At 72.4% G+C, this 15,399-nt stretch carries 12 protein-coding genes; 2 read left to right on the forward strand and 10 right to left on the reverse strand.

The genetic code is table 11. The features are described 5' to 3' along the window. Positions 1 to 110 precede the first annotated feature (110 nt). Positions 111 to 398, reverse strand: a complete 288-nt coding sequence (locus FKN01_RS03670) for a DUF3039 domain-containing protein (RefSeq protein ID WP_026171211.1) — start codon at positions 396 to 398, stop codon at positions 111 to 113. Between the two features lie 29 nt (positions 399 to 427). Then, a complete protein-coding gene (locus FKN01_RS03675; protein WP_143616258.1) occupies positions 428 to 988 on the reverse strand; it encodes a YqgE/AlgH family protein in 561 nt (186 codons plus the stop codon). A gap of 275 nt (positions 989 to 1,263) precedes the next feature. On the opposite strand from FKN01_RS03675, the gene murA reads away from it, so the two are divergent. Continuing rightward, positions 1,264 to 2,604 (forward strand): UDP-N-acetylglucosamine 1-carboxyvinyltransferase, encoded by a 1,341-nt coding sequence (gene murA / locus FKN01_RS03680; protein ID WP_143616260.1) that lies wholly within the window; start codon positions 1,264 to 1,266, stop codon positions 2,602 to 2,604. Between the two features lie 78 nt (positions 2,605 to 2,682). On the opposite strand, the gene FKN01_RS03685 is transcribed toward murA, so the two are convergent. From FKN01_RS03685 to FKN01_RS03695, 3 genes are all read right to left on the reverse strand, one after another. Continuing rightward, positions 2,683 to 2,964, reverse strand: coding sequence for an HU family DNA-binding protein (locus tag FKN01_RS03685; protein ID WP_017237029.1), 282 nt, complete (start codon positions 2,962 to 2,964; stop codon positions 2,683 to 2,685). A gap of 353 nt (positions 2,965 to 3,317) precedes the next feature. Then, positions 3,318 to 4,751: an NAD-dependent malic enzyme gene (locus tag FKN01_RS03690; RefSeq protein WP_143616262.1), complete on the reverse strand. Its 1,434-nt coding sequence runs from the start codon at positions 4,749 to 4,751 to the stop codon at positions 3,318 to 3,320. A gap of 406 nt (positions 4,752 to 5,157) precedes the next feature. Further along, the gene (locus FKN01_RS03695) at positions 5,158 to 7,539 is read right to left on the reverse strand and encodes a UvrD-helicase domain-containing protein (RefSeq protein ID WP_143616264.1); all 2,382 of its coding nucleotides are present in this window, start codon (positions 7,537 to 7,539) and stop codon (positions 5,158 to 5,160) included. A gap of 105 nt (positions 7,540 to 7,644) precedes the next feature. Between FKN01_RS03695 and FKN01_RS03700 the strand changes: the two genes are divergently transcribed. Next, complete coding sequence (locus tag FKN01_RS03700) at positions 7,645 to 8,184, forward strand: GNAT family N-acetyltransferase (RefSeq protein ID WP_143616266.1); 540 nt, start codon at positions 7,645 to 7,647, stop codon at positions 8,182 to 8,184. Between the two features lie 134 nt (positions 8,185 to 8,318). On the opposite strand, the gene FKN01_RS03705 is transcribed toward FKN01_RS03700, so the two are convergent. From FKN01_RS03705 to FKN01_RS03725, 5 genes are all read right to left on the reverse strand, one after another. Continuing rightward, the gene (locus FKN01_RS03705) at positions 8,319 to 8,888 is read right to left on the reverse strand and encodes a GNAT family N-acetyltransferase (protein ID WP_143616268.1); all 570 of its coding nucleotides are present in this window, start codon (positions 8,886 to 8,888) and stop codon (positions 8,319 to 8,321) included. 336 nt (positions 8,889 to 9,224) lie between these two features. Further along, positions 9,225 to 10,394, reverse strand: a complete 1,170-nt coding sequence (locus tag FKN01_RS03710; protein WP_143616380.1) for a uroporphyrinogen-III synthase — start codon at positions 10,392 to 10,394, stop codon at positions 9,225 to 9,227. Positions 10,395 to 10,523: 129 nt separating this feature from the next. After that, positions 10,524 to 11,855 (reverse strand): NarK/NasA family nitrate transporter, encoded by a 1,332-nt coding sequence (locus FKN01_RS03715; protein ID WP_143616270.1) that lies wholly within the window; start codon positions 11,853 to 11,855, stop codon positions 10,524 to 10,526. A 130-nt stretch (positions 11,856 to 11,985) separates the two neighbouring features. After that, positions 11,986 to 13,227: an acyltransferase gene (locus FKN01_RS03720; RefSeq protein ID WP_143616272.1), complete on the reverse strand. Its 1,242-nt coding sequence runs from the start codon at positions 13,225 to 13,227 to the stop codon at positions 11,986 to 11,988. Beyond that, the gene (locus tag FKN01_RS03725) at positions 13,224 to 15,350 is read right to left on the reverse strand and encodes a glycosyltransferase (RefSeq protein ID WP_398930931.1); all 2,127 of its coding nucleotides are present in this window, start codon (positions 15,348 to 15,350) and stop codon (positions 13,224 to 13,226) included. The genes FKN01_RS03720 and FKN01_RS03725 overlap by 4 nt, the downstream gene beginning before the upstream one ends. Positions 15,351 to 15,399: the final 49 nt, after the last annotated feature.

A 15,399-nucleotide genomic window follows, 5' to 3' on the forward strand; every position in this document is an offset into this window, starting at 1 on the left:
GTGACCTGGCGGAGCAGCCCGTGCAACGGCACGCGAAAGACCCCCGGGGCACGCGGACGCGCGCCCCGGGGGTCTCCCGGGCCTTCAGCTCTGGGCCGTACCGGTGGCCGCTACTTCTTGTCCTTGCCGCCCTTGCCCTTGTCGCCGCCGGCGCCCATGGACTCGTAGATCTCCTTGCACATCGGGCAGACCGGGTACTTCTTGGGGTCGCGCCCCGGTACCCAGACCTTGCCGCACAGTGCGACCACGGGGGTGCCCTCCAGGGCGCTCGCCATGATCTTGTCCTTCTGGACGTAATGGGCGTAGCGCTCGTGGTCGCCGTCGCCGTTCGACACCTGCGGCGTCGGCTCCACGAGGGTTCCGGTACCTGCCCCGCGCTCGGGCTCAAGAGTGCTCATAACCGCCAAGCGTACTGAAGAACGGGACATCAGTTCAGCGAAGGGTCGTCCGGATACGTGGCGATCATGGCCAGTTCGCTGCGCTGCCGCCGCAGGACCGCACGCCACAGGCCCTCCGGGCGCGGCGAGGACACGTCACCGGGCTCCGATTCCACCACGTACCAGGCGCCCTCGGACAGCTCGCGCTCCAGCTGTCCGGGCCCCCAACCCGCGTACCCCGCGAAGATCCGCAGCGAGCCCACGGCCGCCGCCAGCAGCTCGGGCGGTGCCTCCAGGTCGACCAGGCCGATCGCCCCGTACACCCGGCGCCAGCCGAGGGGGCCCTCGCCGCCCGGGATCACCGCGACCCCGAGGGCGGAGTCCAGCGAGACCGGTCCGCCCTGGAAGACGACCTCCGGCTCACCGGTCAGCCCGGCCCAGGGCGCCAGGATGTCCACGACGCCCACCGGGGTGGGCCGGTTGAGGACCACGCCGAGGGAGCCCTCCTCGTCGTGGTCGAGGAGCAGCACGACCGCACGGTCGAAGTTCGGGTCCGCCAGGGCGGGCGCGGCCACGAGCAGCCGCCCTGTGAGCGAGGACACCTCGGTCATGGCAGAAATGATCCCGCATCTCCGGCCGCGGCGGGGGCCAAGTGACGTGCTCGTCGCGCTCGGTGCCCGAGCGCAGCTCAGGGCGCACGGGTGCACGCGGAGCGCACGGCCGGACCGCCGATCCGGACGGTGACCCTCCGCAAGTCCCGTACAGCAGAGTGTGTTGTGGCGGATTCATGACGTTCGTACACCACCCGTTCCCCTACGGAACGGGGGTGCGGGGCCATTACCCTTTCGTTTGGCCCCCTGCCCGACCACTCCGGAACGCGAGATTCATGACCGGCACAGACGATGTCCTGCTTGTCCACGGCGGAACCCCGCTGGAGGGCGAGATCCGCGTCCGAGGCGCCAAGAACCTGGTGCCCAAGGCGATGGTCGCCGCGCTGCTCGGCAGCGGGCCCAGCCGGCTGCGCAACGTGCCCGACATCCGTGACGTACGCGTGGTGCGCGGGCTGCTCCAGCTGCACGGGGTGACCGTCCGCCCCGGCGAGGAGCCGGGCGAGCTGGTCCTGGACCCCACGCACGTCGAGAGCGCCAACGTCGCCGACATCGACGCCCACGCGGGCTCCTCGCGCATCCCGATCCTGTTCTGCGGGCCGCTGCTGCACCGCCTGGGCCACGCGTTCATCCCGGGGCTCGGCGGCTGCGACATCGGCGGCCGGCCGATCGACTTCCACTTCGACGTGCTGCGCCGGTTCGGCGCGACGATCGAGAAGCGGGCGGACGGGCAGTACCTGGAGGCCCCGCAGCGGCTGCGCGGCACCAAGATCCGGCTGCCGTACCCCTCGGTGGGCTCCACCGAGCAGGTGCTGCTGACCGCGGTGCTCGCCGAGGGCGTCACGGAGCTGTCCAACGCGGCCGTGGAGCCGGAGATCGAGGACCTGATCTGCGTCCTGCAGAAGATGGGCGCGATCATCTCGATGGACACCGACCGGACCATCCGGATCACCGGTGTGGACCGCCTCGACGGCTACACCCACCGCGCCATCCCGGACCGCCTGGAGGCCGCGTCCTGGGCGTCCGCCGCGCTGGCGACCGAGGGGAACATCTACGTCCGGGGCGCCCAGCAGCGCTCGATGATGACGTTCCTGAACACCTACCGCAAGGTGGGCGGCGCCTTCGAGATCGACGACGAGGGCATCCGCTTCTGGCACCCGGGCGGCGCGCTCAACGCCATCGCGCTGGAGACGGACGTGCACCCCGGATTCCAGACGGACTGGCAGCAGCCGCTGGTGGTCGCGCTGACGCAGGCCGCGGGCCTGTCCATCGTCCACGAGACGGTGTACGAGTCCCGGCTCGGCTTCACCTCCGCGCTCAACCAGATGGGCGCGCACATCCAGCTCTACCGGGAGTGCCTGGGCGGCTCGGACTGCCGCTTCGGGCAGCGCAACTTCCTGCACTCCGCGGTCGTGTCGGGCCCCACGAAGCTCCAGGGCGCGGACCTGGTCATCCCGGACCTGCGCGGCGGCTTCTCGTACCTGATCGCCGCTCTGGCGGCCCAGGGCACCTCCCGGGTGCACGGCATCGACCTGATCAACCGGGGCTACGAGAACTTCATGGACAAGCTGGAGAAGCTGGGCGCGAAGGTGGAGCTGCCGGGCGGCTCGCTGGTCTGAGCGGCCGCTGGAGGGCCGAATGCCGAAGGGCGGCCACCCCGGGTGCGGGGTGGCCGCCCTTCGTCGTGCCCAGGGGTCTTACTTGCCCTTGGCGGCTTCCTTGAGCTTGGAGCCCGCGGAGACCTTCACGCTGTAGCCGGCCGGGATGTTGATCGGGTCGCCGGTCTGCGGGTTACGAGCGGTGCGAGCGGCACGGTGGGTGCGCTCGAAGGTCAGGAAACCGGGGATGGTGACCTTCTCGTCGCCCTTGGCGACGACCTCACCGACGGTCTCGGCGAGAGCGGCCAGCACGGCGTCGGCGTCCTTGCGGGTCACCTCGGCACGGTCGGCCAGGGCGGCCACCAGCTCACTGCGGTTCATTTTGTTACTCCCGTGTTCTTCTTGCCTGTGAGGCGTGAGATCGAAGCCGATGCTGCCAGGGCCCTCGGACAGTCCCCTAAGCCGGGTCCGCCCTTGAGAGGGTCCGGTAGACCTCGCGCCCTGTGGGGTCTCCCCTGGACGTAGTCCTTGAGGAAGCATCCTGCCCCCACCTGCGGCGGGAAAGCCAATCCGGCACCCTCCGGGAGCCGCGCGAACAGCACCACCGCCTCGTCGTGGTGACGTCCCGTCGACTACCCCAGAGCCGTCCGCGAGGGGTGCGGGGCTCTGCGGGACGCGTCGCCCGCCCACCCTAAAGGGGCGTTTGGGGCGCCGCGACCCGCGACGCGCCGTAGTCAGACCGACGTGGGCGCCGTCACAGTGGCTCCGGCGGCCCGCGCGGCGTCCCGGACGGCGCCGGCGACCGCACCGGCGACCTTGTCGTTGAAGACCGACGGGATGATGTAGTTCGCGTTCACCTCGTCCTCGGCGACCACGCCGGCCAGGGCGCGCGCGGCGGCGAGCATCATGTCCGTGTTGACCGTGCGGGACTGGGCGTCGAGCAGGCCCCGGAAGACGCCGGGGAAGACCAGCACGTTGTTGATCTGGTTCGGGAAGTCCGAGCGGCCGGTGGCCACGACGGCGGCGGTGCGGCGGGCGATCGCCGGGTCCACCTCCGGGTCCGGATTCGCGAGCGCGAACACGATCGCGCCGTCCGCCATGGCCGCCACGTCGTCCCCGTCCAGCACGTTGGGGGCGGAGACGCCGATGAAGACGTCGGCGCCGACCACGGCCTCCTTGAGGGTGCCGGTGATGTTCTCCGGGTTGGTGTTGTCGGCGATCCAGCACAGCGGCGAGTCCGGGTCGGCGGACCGCAGGTCCTCGCGGCCGGAGTGCACCACGCCGTGGATGTCGGCGACGACGGCGTGCTTGACGCCCGCGGCGATGAGGAGCTTCAGGATGGCCGTACCGGCGGCTCCGGCGCCGGACATGACGACCCGCACGTCCCCGATCGCCTTGCCCACCACGCGCAGCGCGTTGGTCAGCGAGGCCAGGACGACGATCGCCGTGCCGTGCTGGTCGTCGTGGAAGACGGGGATGTCCAGGGCCTCGCGCAGCCGGGCCTCGATCTCGAAGCAGCGCGGCGCGGAGATGTCCTCCAGGTTGATCCCCGCGAAGCCGGGCGCGATGGCCTTGACGATCTCGACGATGGCGTCGGTGTCCTGGGTGTCCAGGCAGATCGGCCACGCGTCGATGCCGGCGAAGCGCTTGAAGAGGGCCGCCTTGCCCTCCATGACGGGCAGCGCGGCCTTCGGGCCGATGTTGCCGAGGCCGAGCACCGCGGAGCCGTCCGTCACGACTGCGACGGAGTTGCGCTTGATGGTGAGGCGGCGGGCGTCCTCGGGGTTCTCGGCGATCGCCATGCAGACCCGGGCCACGCCGGGGGTGTAGATCATCGAGAGGTCGTCGCGGTTGCGGATGGGGTGCTTGGACGCCATCTCGATCTTGCCGCCGAGGTGCATGAGGAACGTACGGTCGGAGACCTTGCCGAGCACGACGCCCTCGATGCCGCGCAGCCCCTCGACGATCTCGTCGGCGTGCGCGGTGGAGGAGGCGGCGATCGTGACGTCGATCCGCAGCTTTTCGTGGCCGGAGGCGGTCACGTCGAGGCCGGTGACCGAACCGCCGGAGGACTCCACGGCCGTGGTGAGCTGGGAGACCGCGGTGCCGCTCGCGGGCACCTCCAGCCTGACCGTCATCGAGTACGAGACGCTGGGCGCCGTTGCCATGGCCGAGTCCTTCGCTTTCCTTAGCTTCATTGCTACGCGCGTCCGAGCTCCGAGCAGGCCCGGCAGCGGACACGCCTTCCGATATTCGCACCTACCGACGAGTAGCCGTTAATGACTGTCGCAGCGCGGAAAGTTTTTTCCACCATACGAGAGAGGGTGGCGCAACGGAACCCCTCCCCGGGAACGCGAAGAGGCCCGCGCCACCGGAAGGTGACGCGGGCCTCTTCTTCAGTTGACGACACCGGCCCGCCATGCTCGCCTCGCGGCAAGTGGTCGCTCGAAGCGACTAAGGTTGGGCCCGGGGGCTTGGATCGAGCCGGTGCCACATCCAGCCTAACAAACCACCTGGAAAAGTGATTCCCGAAGCGCGGGTTGACCAGAATCGGCGCCCGCACGCCCCGCTCCCTCAGTCCCTGAGCAGGTCCGGCACCCCGTCCTCGTCCGGCAGGTCCCGCTCCCCCGACACCACGGTCAGCTGCTGGGTCGCCCGGGTCAGCGCCACGTACAGCACGCGCAGCCCGGCCGGGGACTCGTCCGCGATCTCGGCCGGCGAGACGACCACCGTGGCGTCGTACTCCAGCCCCTTGGCCTCCAGGCTGCCGAGCGCCACCACCCGGTCACCCAGCTCCGCCAGCCACTCGCGGGCCTGGGCGCGCCGGTTCATCGCCACGACCACCCCGACCGTGCCGTCCACCTCGGCGAGCAGCCGCCGCGCCTCCTCGCGCACGGTCCCGGCCAGGTCGTCGCCGCGTACGGTCTCGAAGCGCGGGACCACGCCGGTGGAGCGGACGGCGGCCGGGGCCTCCATCCCGGGCATGGCCAGGGCCAGCACCTTCGCGGCCAGCTCCGCGATCTCCGCCGGGTTGCGGTAGTTGACGGTCAGCGTGAAGTTCCGGCGCGGACGGCTGCCCAGGGCCTCGTCGCGGGCGGCCGCCGCCTCGTCCGGGTCGGACCAGGAGGACTGCGCCGGGTCCCCGACGATCGTCCAGGTGGCGTGCCGGCCGCGCCGGCCGACCATCCGCCACTGCATGGGCGTGAGGTCCTGCGCCTCGTCCACGATGACGTGGGCGTACTCGGTGCGCTCGGCGGCGAGCCGTTCGGCGCGCTCCCACTGGGTCTCCTCGCGGCGGGGCATCAGCTCCTCCAGACCGGTGAGCTGGTCCAGCGGGTCCGCCTCGCGCTTGCGCCTGGGGCGGCTCGGGGTGCCGAGCAGGGTGTGCAGCTCGTCCAGGAGCGCCACGTCGTGCACGGACAGCGGCCCCTGGCCGGCGGCGTCCAGACGCTTGAGGGAGCGCGCGAGCCGGCGCACCTCGCCCTGGTTGAGCGTGCGCCGCGCCCACCGGGCGAGCCGCTTCTCGTCGGCCATCGCGGCGAGCACCCCGCGCGGGGTCAGCTCGGGCCACCAGGCGTCCAGGAACTCGATGAACGGGGTCTCCGTGGACACGTCCTCGTCGAACGACGTACGCAGCTCCGCGGCCAGCTCCGGGTCGGTGTAGCGGCCCCGGCCGGAGGAGCGGTTCCACAGCGCGTCGAGCAGCAGCCGGCGGGCGCGCGGGCGCAGCAGGTTGACCGGGGCGGTGCCGCCGAGGACGTTGTTGCGGATGCGCCGCAGCTCGTCCTCCTGGAGCTCGATCCGGGCGCCGAAGGCGACCACCCGCAGCCGGGTCGGCGTGCCGGCGGGCCGCGGGGCCTCCTCGGCCTCACCGAATTCCAGCTGCCCGCCGGCGGCGGGGGCGGTCCGGGGCGCGGGCTGTTCCAGCGCGCCGCGCGCCGCCCTGCGGAGCACGGGGAGCATCCGCGAGGAGCCCTTGATCCGGGCGACGGCGGGCTCGTCGTACGCGGTGGCGCCCTCGGGCCCCGCCGCGTCGTCGGAGAGCGAGCCGACCGCGCGGATCGCGACCTGGCCCTCCTCGCCGAGCGAGGGCAGCACGCCCTCGGTGTACGCCACCAGCAGGGGCGTCGGGGAGACGACGAGGATGCCGCCCGCGTACCGCCGCCGGTCCTGGTAGAGCAGGTACGCGGCGCGGTGCAGGGCGACCGCGGTCTTGCCGGTGCCGGGGCCGCCGGAGACCTCGGTGACGGAGGCGGCGGGGGCCCGGATGACGAGGTCCTGCTCGGCCTGGATGGACGAGACGATGTCCCGCATGGTGTGGCTGCGGGCCTGTCCGAGCGCGGCCATCAGGGCGCCGTCGCCGACGACCGGGAGCTTCTCGCCGTCCAGGCGGGCGGTCAGCTCGGGGCGCATCAGGTCGTCCTCGACGCCGAGGACCCGGCGGCCCTTGGAGCGGATGACGCGGCGGCGGACCACCCGGCCCGGTTCCTTGGGCGTGGAGCGGTAGAACGGGGCCGCGGCCGGGGCCCGCCAGTCGATGACGAGCGGCGCGTAGTCGGAGTCGAGGACCCCGATCCGGCCGATGTGCAGCGTCTCGGCGATGTCCGCGGAGTTGTCCTCGCGCACGACGTCGTCGGCGGGCTCGACGGAGGTGTAGGCGCCGTCCGGGCCGCGTTCGCCGTCCTTGCCGAGCAGGAGGTCGATCCTCCCGAAGAGGAAGTCCTCGAACTCGCTGTTCAGCCGGTTGAGGTGGATTCCGGCGCGGAACACCTGGGCGTCGCGCTCGGCGAGGGCCCCCGGCGTCCCGACCTGGCCGCGCTTGACGGCGTCGTCCATGAGAAATTCCGCCTCGTGGATCTTCTCCTCGAGGCGGTGGTACACCCGGTCGAGATGTTCCTGCTCGACACCGATTTCCCGGTCCCGCAACGAATCGACAGCGGCATCCTGCGCGGCCACCGAGGCCCCCTTCTGACGTGCATTGGGCAGCCGTCAACCTTATGCGACGGGGACCCTTCGCGCACCTGCTGGGGGCCGCCCGAACCCCACTCGTACGATGGGCGGATGAACGCCCGCGCGCGTGACACTCGTCTGTCGGCCGGTTCCCTGGTGCTGCGTCCCTGGCGGCCGGGCGACCTCGGAGTGCTCCTGGACGCCTACCGCGACCCCGCCGTCCTGGCCGGTTCGCGGGCACCGGTGGCGGACGAGGCGGCGGCCGCGCATTGGCTGCGGGCCCAGGAGGAGGGCCGGGCGACCGGGCTGCGGCACAGCTTCGCGGTGGTGGACACGGAGCTCGGGGCGGGCCCGGTGGGCAATGTCGCCCTGTCCTTCCCGGAGCCCGGCGCGCCCTCGGCGGAGGTGGGGTACTGGACGGTCGCGCCCGCCCGGGGCCGGGGCATCGCCCCGCGCGCCCTCGAAGCGCTCTCCGGCTGGGCGTCCGAGGCGTTCGCCGACGCCGGTCTCGTACGGCTCGAACTGCTGCACCAGGTGGACAACGCGGCGTCCTGCCGGGTCGCGGAGAAGGCCGGGTACGCGCTCACCGAGGTGCTGCCGCCGTCCCCGCCGTGGCCGCGCGAGGGCCACCGCCACACGCGCCGGCTCTAGAGCTGTCCGGCGGATCTCCGTGGATCGGCCCGCGGCGTCCGGTGTATCCCCGGGTTCTCGGCTCCGCGCTGCGGGCGTGCGGCGAGCGTGCGGGCCAGGCGGCGCGGCCCCGCGAGGACCCGCCGGACAGGCCCTCAAACCGCCCCGGTCACCGGGCCGTCGTGCAGGATGCGCTGGAAGAGGTGGTGGTCGCGCCACTCACCGGCGATGTGGAGGTAGCGCGGCGCCAGGCCGAACCGCTCGAACCCGCACTTGGCGAGGACCCGCTGGGACGCGGCGTTGTCCGGCAGAACGCTCGCCTCGATCCGGTGCAGCCGCAGCTCGTCGCGGGCCAGCTCGCAGATCCGGCGCACCGCCGCCGTCGCCAGGCCCCGGCCCGCGTGCTCCACATCCACCCAGTAGCCCAGGGAGGCGCTGCGGAACGGGCCGAGCACGATCGTGTTGAGGTCGAACGCGCCGACCACCCGGTCCTCGGCGTCGCTCAGCACCCAGGGCATCGCACGCCCCGCGTCCCGGTCGGCGAGCAGCCCGGCCAGCCGCTCGCGCTGGGCCTCCTCGGTGTAGAAGGAATCGGGGCGCACCGGCTCCCAGGGCCGCATGTACGCCCGGCTGCGGATCAGCGCCTCGGCGCGGGAGGCGGCGTCGGCCATGGTCGCGGGGCGCAACCGTATGCCCGCGTCGAGCGGGTGGGCATCGTCGATCATGCCCAGCACGCTATCGCGGCCCGGATCGGCAGAAGGCCGCCGATGCCTGTCCGGCGGATCTTCGTGGACCGGCCCGCGGCGTCTGGTGCACCCCCGAGACCCCACTTCTCGGCTCCGCTCGAACAGGGGAGACCCCACTTCTCGGCGTGCGCCCGGATCGCCCTCGTACCGGACGTACAGGGGCGACGCGGGCGCACGCCGAGCGTGCGGGCCAGGCGCCGCGGGCCCGCGAAGGTCCGCCGGACGGGCCCTGGACGCCGGCGTGCGCGGCGTCCGCCGCCGCCGGACGGGCCCTGGACGCCGGCGTGCGCGGCGTCCGCCGCCGCCGGACGGGCCCTAGGCGCCCGCGTGTGCGGCGTCCGCCGCCGGGTCCAGCGCCAGCCGGTAGCCGCGCTTGACGACCGTCTGGATCAGCCGGGGCGCCCCGAGCGCGGTGCGGAGCCTGGCCATCGCGGTCTCGACCGCGTGCTCGTCGGTGCCGCTGCCGGGCAGGGCGCGCAGCAGGTCGGCACGCGAGACCACCCAGCCGGGGCGCCGGGCCAGGGTGTGCAGCAGGGCCATCCCGGCGGGCGGGACCGCGCGCAGCTCGTCGTCCACCAGGACGGCGTGGCCCCGGATCTCGACGCGGTGGCCGGCGACGGGCAGCCTGCGGGCGCGGGCGGGCAGCTCGCGGCAGATGAGCTGGACGAGCGGGCCGAGCCGGAAGCGCTCCGGCTGGACGGTGTCGATCCCGCGCGCCTGCAACGGCACGGCGGTGACCGGTCCGACGCAGGCCGGCACGATGCCGCCGCGCAGCGCCGTGACGACCTCGGTGAGCAGTCCGCGTTCCTCGGCGCGGCCGAGCAGCGAGGCCGCGGCCGGGGCGCTGGTGAAGGTCAGCGCGTCCAGGGCGCGGGCGGCTGTCAGGTCGAGGAGCCGGTCCAGGGGCGCGATGTCCTCCGGCGGCATCCAGCGGTAGACGGGGACGCCGACCACCTCGGCGCCGGCCTCGCGCAGCGCCTCCACGAAGCCGGGGAGGGGTTCGCCGTGCAGCTGGAGCGCGACGCGGCGGCCCTCGACCCCCTCCTCCAGGAGCCGTTCCAGGACCTCGGCCATGGATTCGGAGGCCGGGGACCATGCCTCGGTCAGCCCGGCGGCGCGGACCGCGCCCTTCACCTTGGGGCCGCGCGCCAGGAGTTCGACCCCGCGCAGGGTGTCCAGGAGCCGGTCGCCGATGCCCCAGCCGTCGGCCGCCTCGATCCAGCCGCGGAAGCCGATCGCGGTGGTGGCGACGACCACGTCGGGCTTCTCGGTGACCAGCCGCTCGGTCGCGGCGAGCAGTTCGCCGTCGTCGGCGAGCGGCACGATCCGCAGGGCCGGCGCGTGCACCACCGTGGCACCCCGGCGCCGCAGCAGGGCGCCCAGCTCCTCCGCCCGGCGTGCGGCGGTGACCCCGACCGTGAAACCCGCGAGGGGCCCGTGCGGTGCGTCGTCGTGCTGTCGGTCGTCGTGCTGTCCGTCGTGCATGAGGTCTACCCGGCTCTCGTCCCGCTGCTGCTCGATGGTGCGGAGGTCCGAGCCTGCCAACGCCGCGTGACAGACCCGGTTCAGCCGTATTTCCCGCTCGTTACGTCGCCCGGCACCGCCCGTCCATCATCACACCCCGGCATGACCGAGCCGGGGCTTCGCCGGTACGGCCGCGGCGCGGCGAAGGTATACCGCCCAGGTGAGCGCCGAGCACACCGCGTAGAAGGCGAGGAAGGACCAGAAGGCCGCCGTGCCCGTGCCCGAGGTCTGGAAGGACTGCCGGAAGGCCAGGTTGACGCCGAGACCGCCGAGCGCGCCGACCGCGCCGATCAGTCCCATCGCGGCGCCGGAGATCCGCCGCCCCCGGGCCACCGCCTCCTCGCCGCGCAGCCCCTGGGCGACGGCCCGGGCGTGGAAGACGCCCGGGATCATCTTGTACGTCGACCCGTTGCCGAGCCCGGACAGCGCGAACAGGGCGGTGAAGCCGACGAGGAAGACGGTCAGCGAGGCGATCCGGGAGGCGTACACGACGACTCCGGTCGCGGCGGCCATGGCGGCGAAGTTGACGAGGGTGATGCGCGCCCCGCCGTACCGGTCGGCGAGCCATCCGCCGACGGGGCGGATCAGCGAGCCGAGCAGCGGGCCGATGAAGGTGAGCGAGGCCGCCTGCAGCGGGGTCCGGCCGAACTGGGTCTGGAGGACCAGCCCGAAGGCGAAGCTGTAGCCGATGAAGGAGCCGAAGGTGCCGATGTAGAGGACCGCCATGATCCAGGTGTGCCGGTCGCGCACCGCCTCCCGCGCGGCCCCGGTGTCGTTGCGCACCGGCGCCAGGTTGTCCATGAAGCGCGCGGCGCACCCGGCGGCGAGCAGGATCAGCGGGATGTACGCGGCGAGCACGATCCTCGGGTGCGTGGCTCCGGCCGTCCCGATGACCAGGAGCCCGGCCAGCTGGACCACGGGCACGCCGATGTTGCCGCCGCCCGCGTTGAGCCCGAGCGCCCAGCCCTTCCGGCGCAGCGGGAAGAAGGCGTTGATGTTCGTCATGGACGAGGCGAAGTTGCCGCCCCCGATGCCGGTCAGCGCGGAGACGGCGAGGAAGGTGCCGTAGGAGGTGCCCGGCTCCATCACGACGAGGGCGGCGATCGTCGGGACGAGCAGGGTGAGCGCGCTGAACACCGTCCAGTTCCGGCCGCCGAACCGGGCGACCGCGAAGGTGTACGGCACCCGGACGACGGCCCCGACCAGGGTCGCGGTGGAGATCAGGAAGAACTTCCCGGCCGGGTCGACCCCGTACTCGGGCCCCATGAAGAGCACCATCACCGACCACAGGGTCCAGACGGAGAAGCCGATGTGTTCGGAGAGGACGGAGAACCAGAGGTTGCGGCGGGCGACGCGCTCGCCGGTCTCCCGCCAGAAGGTCTCGTCCTCCGGGTCCCAGTGCTCGATCCAACGGCCTGCCATCACGCGCCTCCACGGGTGGTCGGGGTGTCGTCCCGAACCTAGGAAGCGCGCGTTTCGGTGCCGTGCCGCGAGGTGGACCGGTGGGCAACCTTGCGCTCACCGGGCCGGGCCGGGCCCGGTGAGCGGCCGGTCACGTACGGGCGCGGGCGGCACCGTTGGGCCAGAGCCTGGGGCGGCGCCTGGCGGCGAGGTCCTCGACCCAGCCGACGGCGAGGATCATCAGCCCGATCAGCGGCCAGACGATGATCAGCGCGAGCGCGTTGTCCGCGCGGTCGATGTAGGTGCCGAGGTGGTCGCCGACCCAGGGCACGTCCCACAGCAGGTCGATGATCGGGAAGGTGGCCATCAGCAGCATGTTGTGCCACAGGTAGATGGTGACCGCCCGGTTGTTGGCGAGGGTGACCAGGCTGTCCCACCCGGCCAGCCGGCCCGGCAGCTCCCGCCAGGAGGGGGCGTACTGGAGCAGGATCATGCAGAACCCGAGCGACCAGGTGGCCTGGGCGAGCGGGATCTCGTCCAGGTTCCAGCCCTCCTCGGTGAGGTGGTGGGCGCCCCACCACAGCCCGAAGGCCATCAGCATCGCGGCCAGCGACACGGCGAGGTAGCGCGGGACGGTCTTCAGCAGCCCGTCGTGGTGCGCGAAGCCGAGAATCCAGCAGGAGCCGAAGACCGCGAAGTCCACCAGGCCCTCACCGGTCGCGCCCGGCACGGTGACCAGGCCGGTGCCGATGACGGCGGTGAGCCCGACGGGGGCGAGCAGGGTGACCCAGGGCAGCTTCCGGAACGCCTTGAGCAGCAGCGGCGAGGCCAGCACGAACCACAGGTAGGCGCGGATGTACCAGAGCGGCCCGATGCCCTGCTCGGCCCAGGAGGTCTCCAGCCAGCCGCCCTCGGAGCCGTTCTCCCAGGGGAAGGGCGGGGCGCCGACCGGCAGGATGTAGCAGCCCAGCTTGAGGAACCACCAGACGCCCTCCTCGCGCACCGGCTTCCAGCCGAGCGCGAAGACCACGGGCACGACGACGGCCGCGAACGCCCACATGGGCGGCAGCAGCCTGCGTACGCGGGAGCGGATCACGCTCCACGCGGGCCGGGCCAGCGACCGGGCCATCAGCGATCCGGCCAGGGCGAACATGACGCCCATGGACGGGAACACGACGGTCAGCCAGGCCCAGCCGAAGAGGTGGAAGACGACGACCCGGACGAGCGCGACGGCCCGCAGCAGGTCGAGGTAGCGGTCCCGGCCGGCCTTGGCGGGCGCGGGGGCCGGCGCGTCGGCCGGGGCGGGCCCGGCGGGGGCGGGCACCACCACGCGCAGCGCCATGGTCTGCTCGTCCGGGCGCGGCTCCCCGTACGACTGCTGTGGGTGCGTCATGCGACGGGCCTCCGCTCGTGGGTGCGCGCCCGCTGGGACGGCATCGCGCCGGGCGCGTCCACCACCCCGGTACGACGCAGTTTCTGCCAGCGCAGCCGGCCGCCGGTGAGCGCGGTGATCCAGGACTGGAGCAGCACCACGTACATGAGCTGCCGGTACAGGACCTGCTGGAGGGGCAGCGAGAGCAGATGCGTCATGCGCTCCCGGTCGAGCCGGAAGGCGTACGCGGCGCACACGCCCTGGACCGCGAGGACCCCGAGCCACGCGCCGACGGTCTTCTCGGTGGGCCCGAACACGAGCCCGTACAGCAGGAAGACGTCGATGAGCGGGGCGAGCAGCGGGGCGACGACCATGAACAGCGAGACGAACGGCAGTCCGACCCGGCCGAACCGGCCCGAGGGCCCGCGCTCGACGACCGCCCGGCGGTGCTTCCAGATCGCCTGCATGGTGCCGTACGACCACCGGTAGCGCTGCGACCAGAGCTGCTGCACGGTCTCCGGCGCCTCGGTCCAGGCGCGGGCGTTCTCCGCGTAGACGACGCGCCAGCCGTCCCGGTGCAGGGCCATCGTGACGTCGGTGTCCTCGGCGAGGGTGTCCTCGCTGATGCCGCCGACCCGCTCCAGTGCCTCGCGCCTGAAGGCCCCGACCGCGCCGGGGATGGTGGGCATGCAGCGCAGCACGTCGTACATGCGGCGGTCGAGGTTGAAGCCCATCACGTACTCGATGTGCTGCCAGGCGCCGATCAGCGAGTCGCGGTTGCCGACCTTGGCGTTGCCGGCGACGGCCCCGACGCGCGGGTCGCCGAAGGGCTGCACCAGCTCGCGGACGGTGGTCGGCTCGAAGACCGTGTCGCCGTCCATCATCACGATGATGTCGTTGCGGGCGTGCGCGATGCCGTTGTTCAGGGCGGCGGGCTTGCCGGCGTTGCGCTGGCGGACCACCCGGACGTTGGGCAGCCGCATCCGCTGGACGATGTCCGCGGTGCCGTCCGTGGAGCCGTCGTCGATCACGATGACTTCGACCGGATAGTCACTTGCCAGGAGCGAACGGACCGTGTTCGCGATGCACTTCTTCTCGTTGTACGCGGGCACCAGGACGGTCACCGGGCGGGTGACGGGTTCGCCCCAGCGGAAGCCGCGTCCGCGGACCCGGCGGGCGTGGATGAAGGAGAGCACCAGCATCAGCCCGAAGCGGGCGAAGACCAGCACCCCGATCACGGCGAGCCCGGCCACCATCACATCGGTGATGTGCTCCGAGACGCCCACCGCCCAGACGAACGCCTTGCCCTTCCACAGGTCGAAGCCGGTGACCGGGGTGTGCGCGCTGGGTGCGCCGAGCGCGTCGGTGAGGTTGGCGAACTCGTACCCCCGCTTCTGCATCTGCGGCAGGAACTTCCCCAGGGCGGTGACGGTCTGGGACCGGTCCCCTCCGGAGTCGTGCATCAGGATGATCGCGCCCTTGCCGTGCTTGGGCGTGGCCCGGTCGATGATCGCCTTGACGCCCGGCCGCTTCCAGTCCTCGCTGTCCGTGTTGTTGACGACGGTGAGGTATCCGCGGCTGCCGATGTACTGCGTGACCGGCCAGGACTTGTTGTCCATGGCGTCGGCGAACGAGGAGTAGGGCGGCCGGAAGAGCGAGGTGCGGATGCCCGCCGCCCCGGCCAGCACCAGCTGGTTCTGGGACAGCTCCCAGTCGATGCGGCCGGTGGACTGGTAGGAGAGGTCGGGGTGGTTGAAGGTGTGCAGCCCGACCTCGTGCCCCTCCTTGACCATGCGCTCGACCAGGTCCGGGTAGCGCGAGGCCATGGTGCCGGTGACGAAGAAGACCCCGTGGGCGTCGTACTTCTTCAGCTCGTCCAGCACCTTCGGCGTCCACTCCGGGTCCGGGCCGTCGTCGAAGGTCAGCACGATCCGGTGGTCCGGGATGCGCAGGGTCTTCGCGGGCTCGGTGGTGGACCGCGCGTCGATGACCGGTCCGCCCTCCAGCACCTGCTCGGGCACCCGGTCGGTCGCGACGGGGGGCCGGACGCGGAAGTCGGCGAGGATTTCGCTGTGCACGTAGCCACGCAGCATCAGCATGGCGAGCAGGGCAACGAGGAAGAGGAGCGGCAGCATGTAGCGCATGGGGAGTCTGCGCCGGCGGGTCTGCTTCTTCCGGTGGGAGTTGCGCCTG

Source organism: Streptomyces sp. 130, from assembly GCF_007096885.1.
In the GTDB taxonomy this organism is placed as follows: domain Bacteria; phylum Actinomycetota; class Actinomycetes; order Streptomycetales; family Streptomycetaceae; genus Streptomyces.

Excerpts from the sequence above, each read along its gene's own strand:
- FKN01_RS03670 (WP_026171211.1), bottom strand. The coding sequence starts at position 398 with ATGAGCACTCTTGAGCCCGAGCGCGGGGCAGGTACCGGAACCCTCGTG.
- FKN01_RS03675 (WP_143616258.1), bottom strand. The coding sequence starts at position 988 with ATGACCGAGGTGTCCTCGCTCACAGGGCGGCTGCTCGTGGCCGCGCCC.
- murA (WP_143616260.1), top strand. The coding sequence starts at position 1,264 with ATGACCGGCACAGACGATGTCCTGCTTGTCCACGGCGGAACCCCGCTG.
- FKN01_RS03685 (WP_017237029.1), bottom strand. The coding sequence starts at position 2,964 with ATGAACCGCAGTGAGCTGGTGGCCGCCCTGGCCGACCGTGCCGAGGTG.
- FKN01_RS03690 (WP_143616262.1), bottom strand. The coding sequence starts at position 4,751 with ATGGCAACGGCGCCCAGCGTCTCGTACTCGATGACGGTCAGGCTGGAG.
- FKN01_RS03700 (WP_143616266.1), top strand. The coding sequence starts at position 7,645 with ATGAACGCCCGCGCGCGTGACACTCGTCTGTCGGCCGGTTCCCTGGTG.
- FKN01_RS03705 (WP_143616268.1), bottom strand. The coding sequence starts at position 8,888 with ATGATCGACGATGCCCACCCGCTCGACGCGGGCATACGGTTGCGCCCC.
- FKN01_RS03710 (WP_143616380.1), bottom strand. The coding sequence starts at position 10,394 with ATGCACGACGGACAGCACGACGACCGACAGCACGACGACGCACCGCAC.
- FKN01_RS03715 (WP_143616270.1), bottom strand. The coding sequence starts at position 11,855 with ATGGCAGGCCGTTGGATCGAGCACTGGGACCCGGAGGACGAGACCTTC.
- FKN01_RS03720 (WP_143616272.1), bottom strand. The coding sequence starts at position 13,227 with ATGACGCACCCACAGCAGTCGTACGGGGAGCCGCGCCCGGACGAGCAG.
- FKN01_RS03725 (WP_398930931.1), bottom strand. The coding sequence starts at position 15,350 with ATGCGCTACATGCTGCCGCTCCTCTTCCTCGTTGCCCTGCTCGCCATG.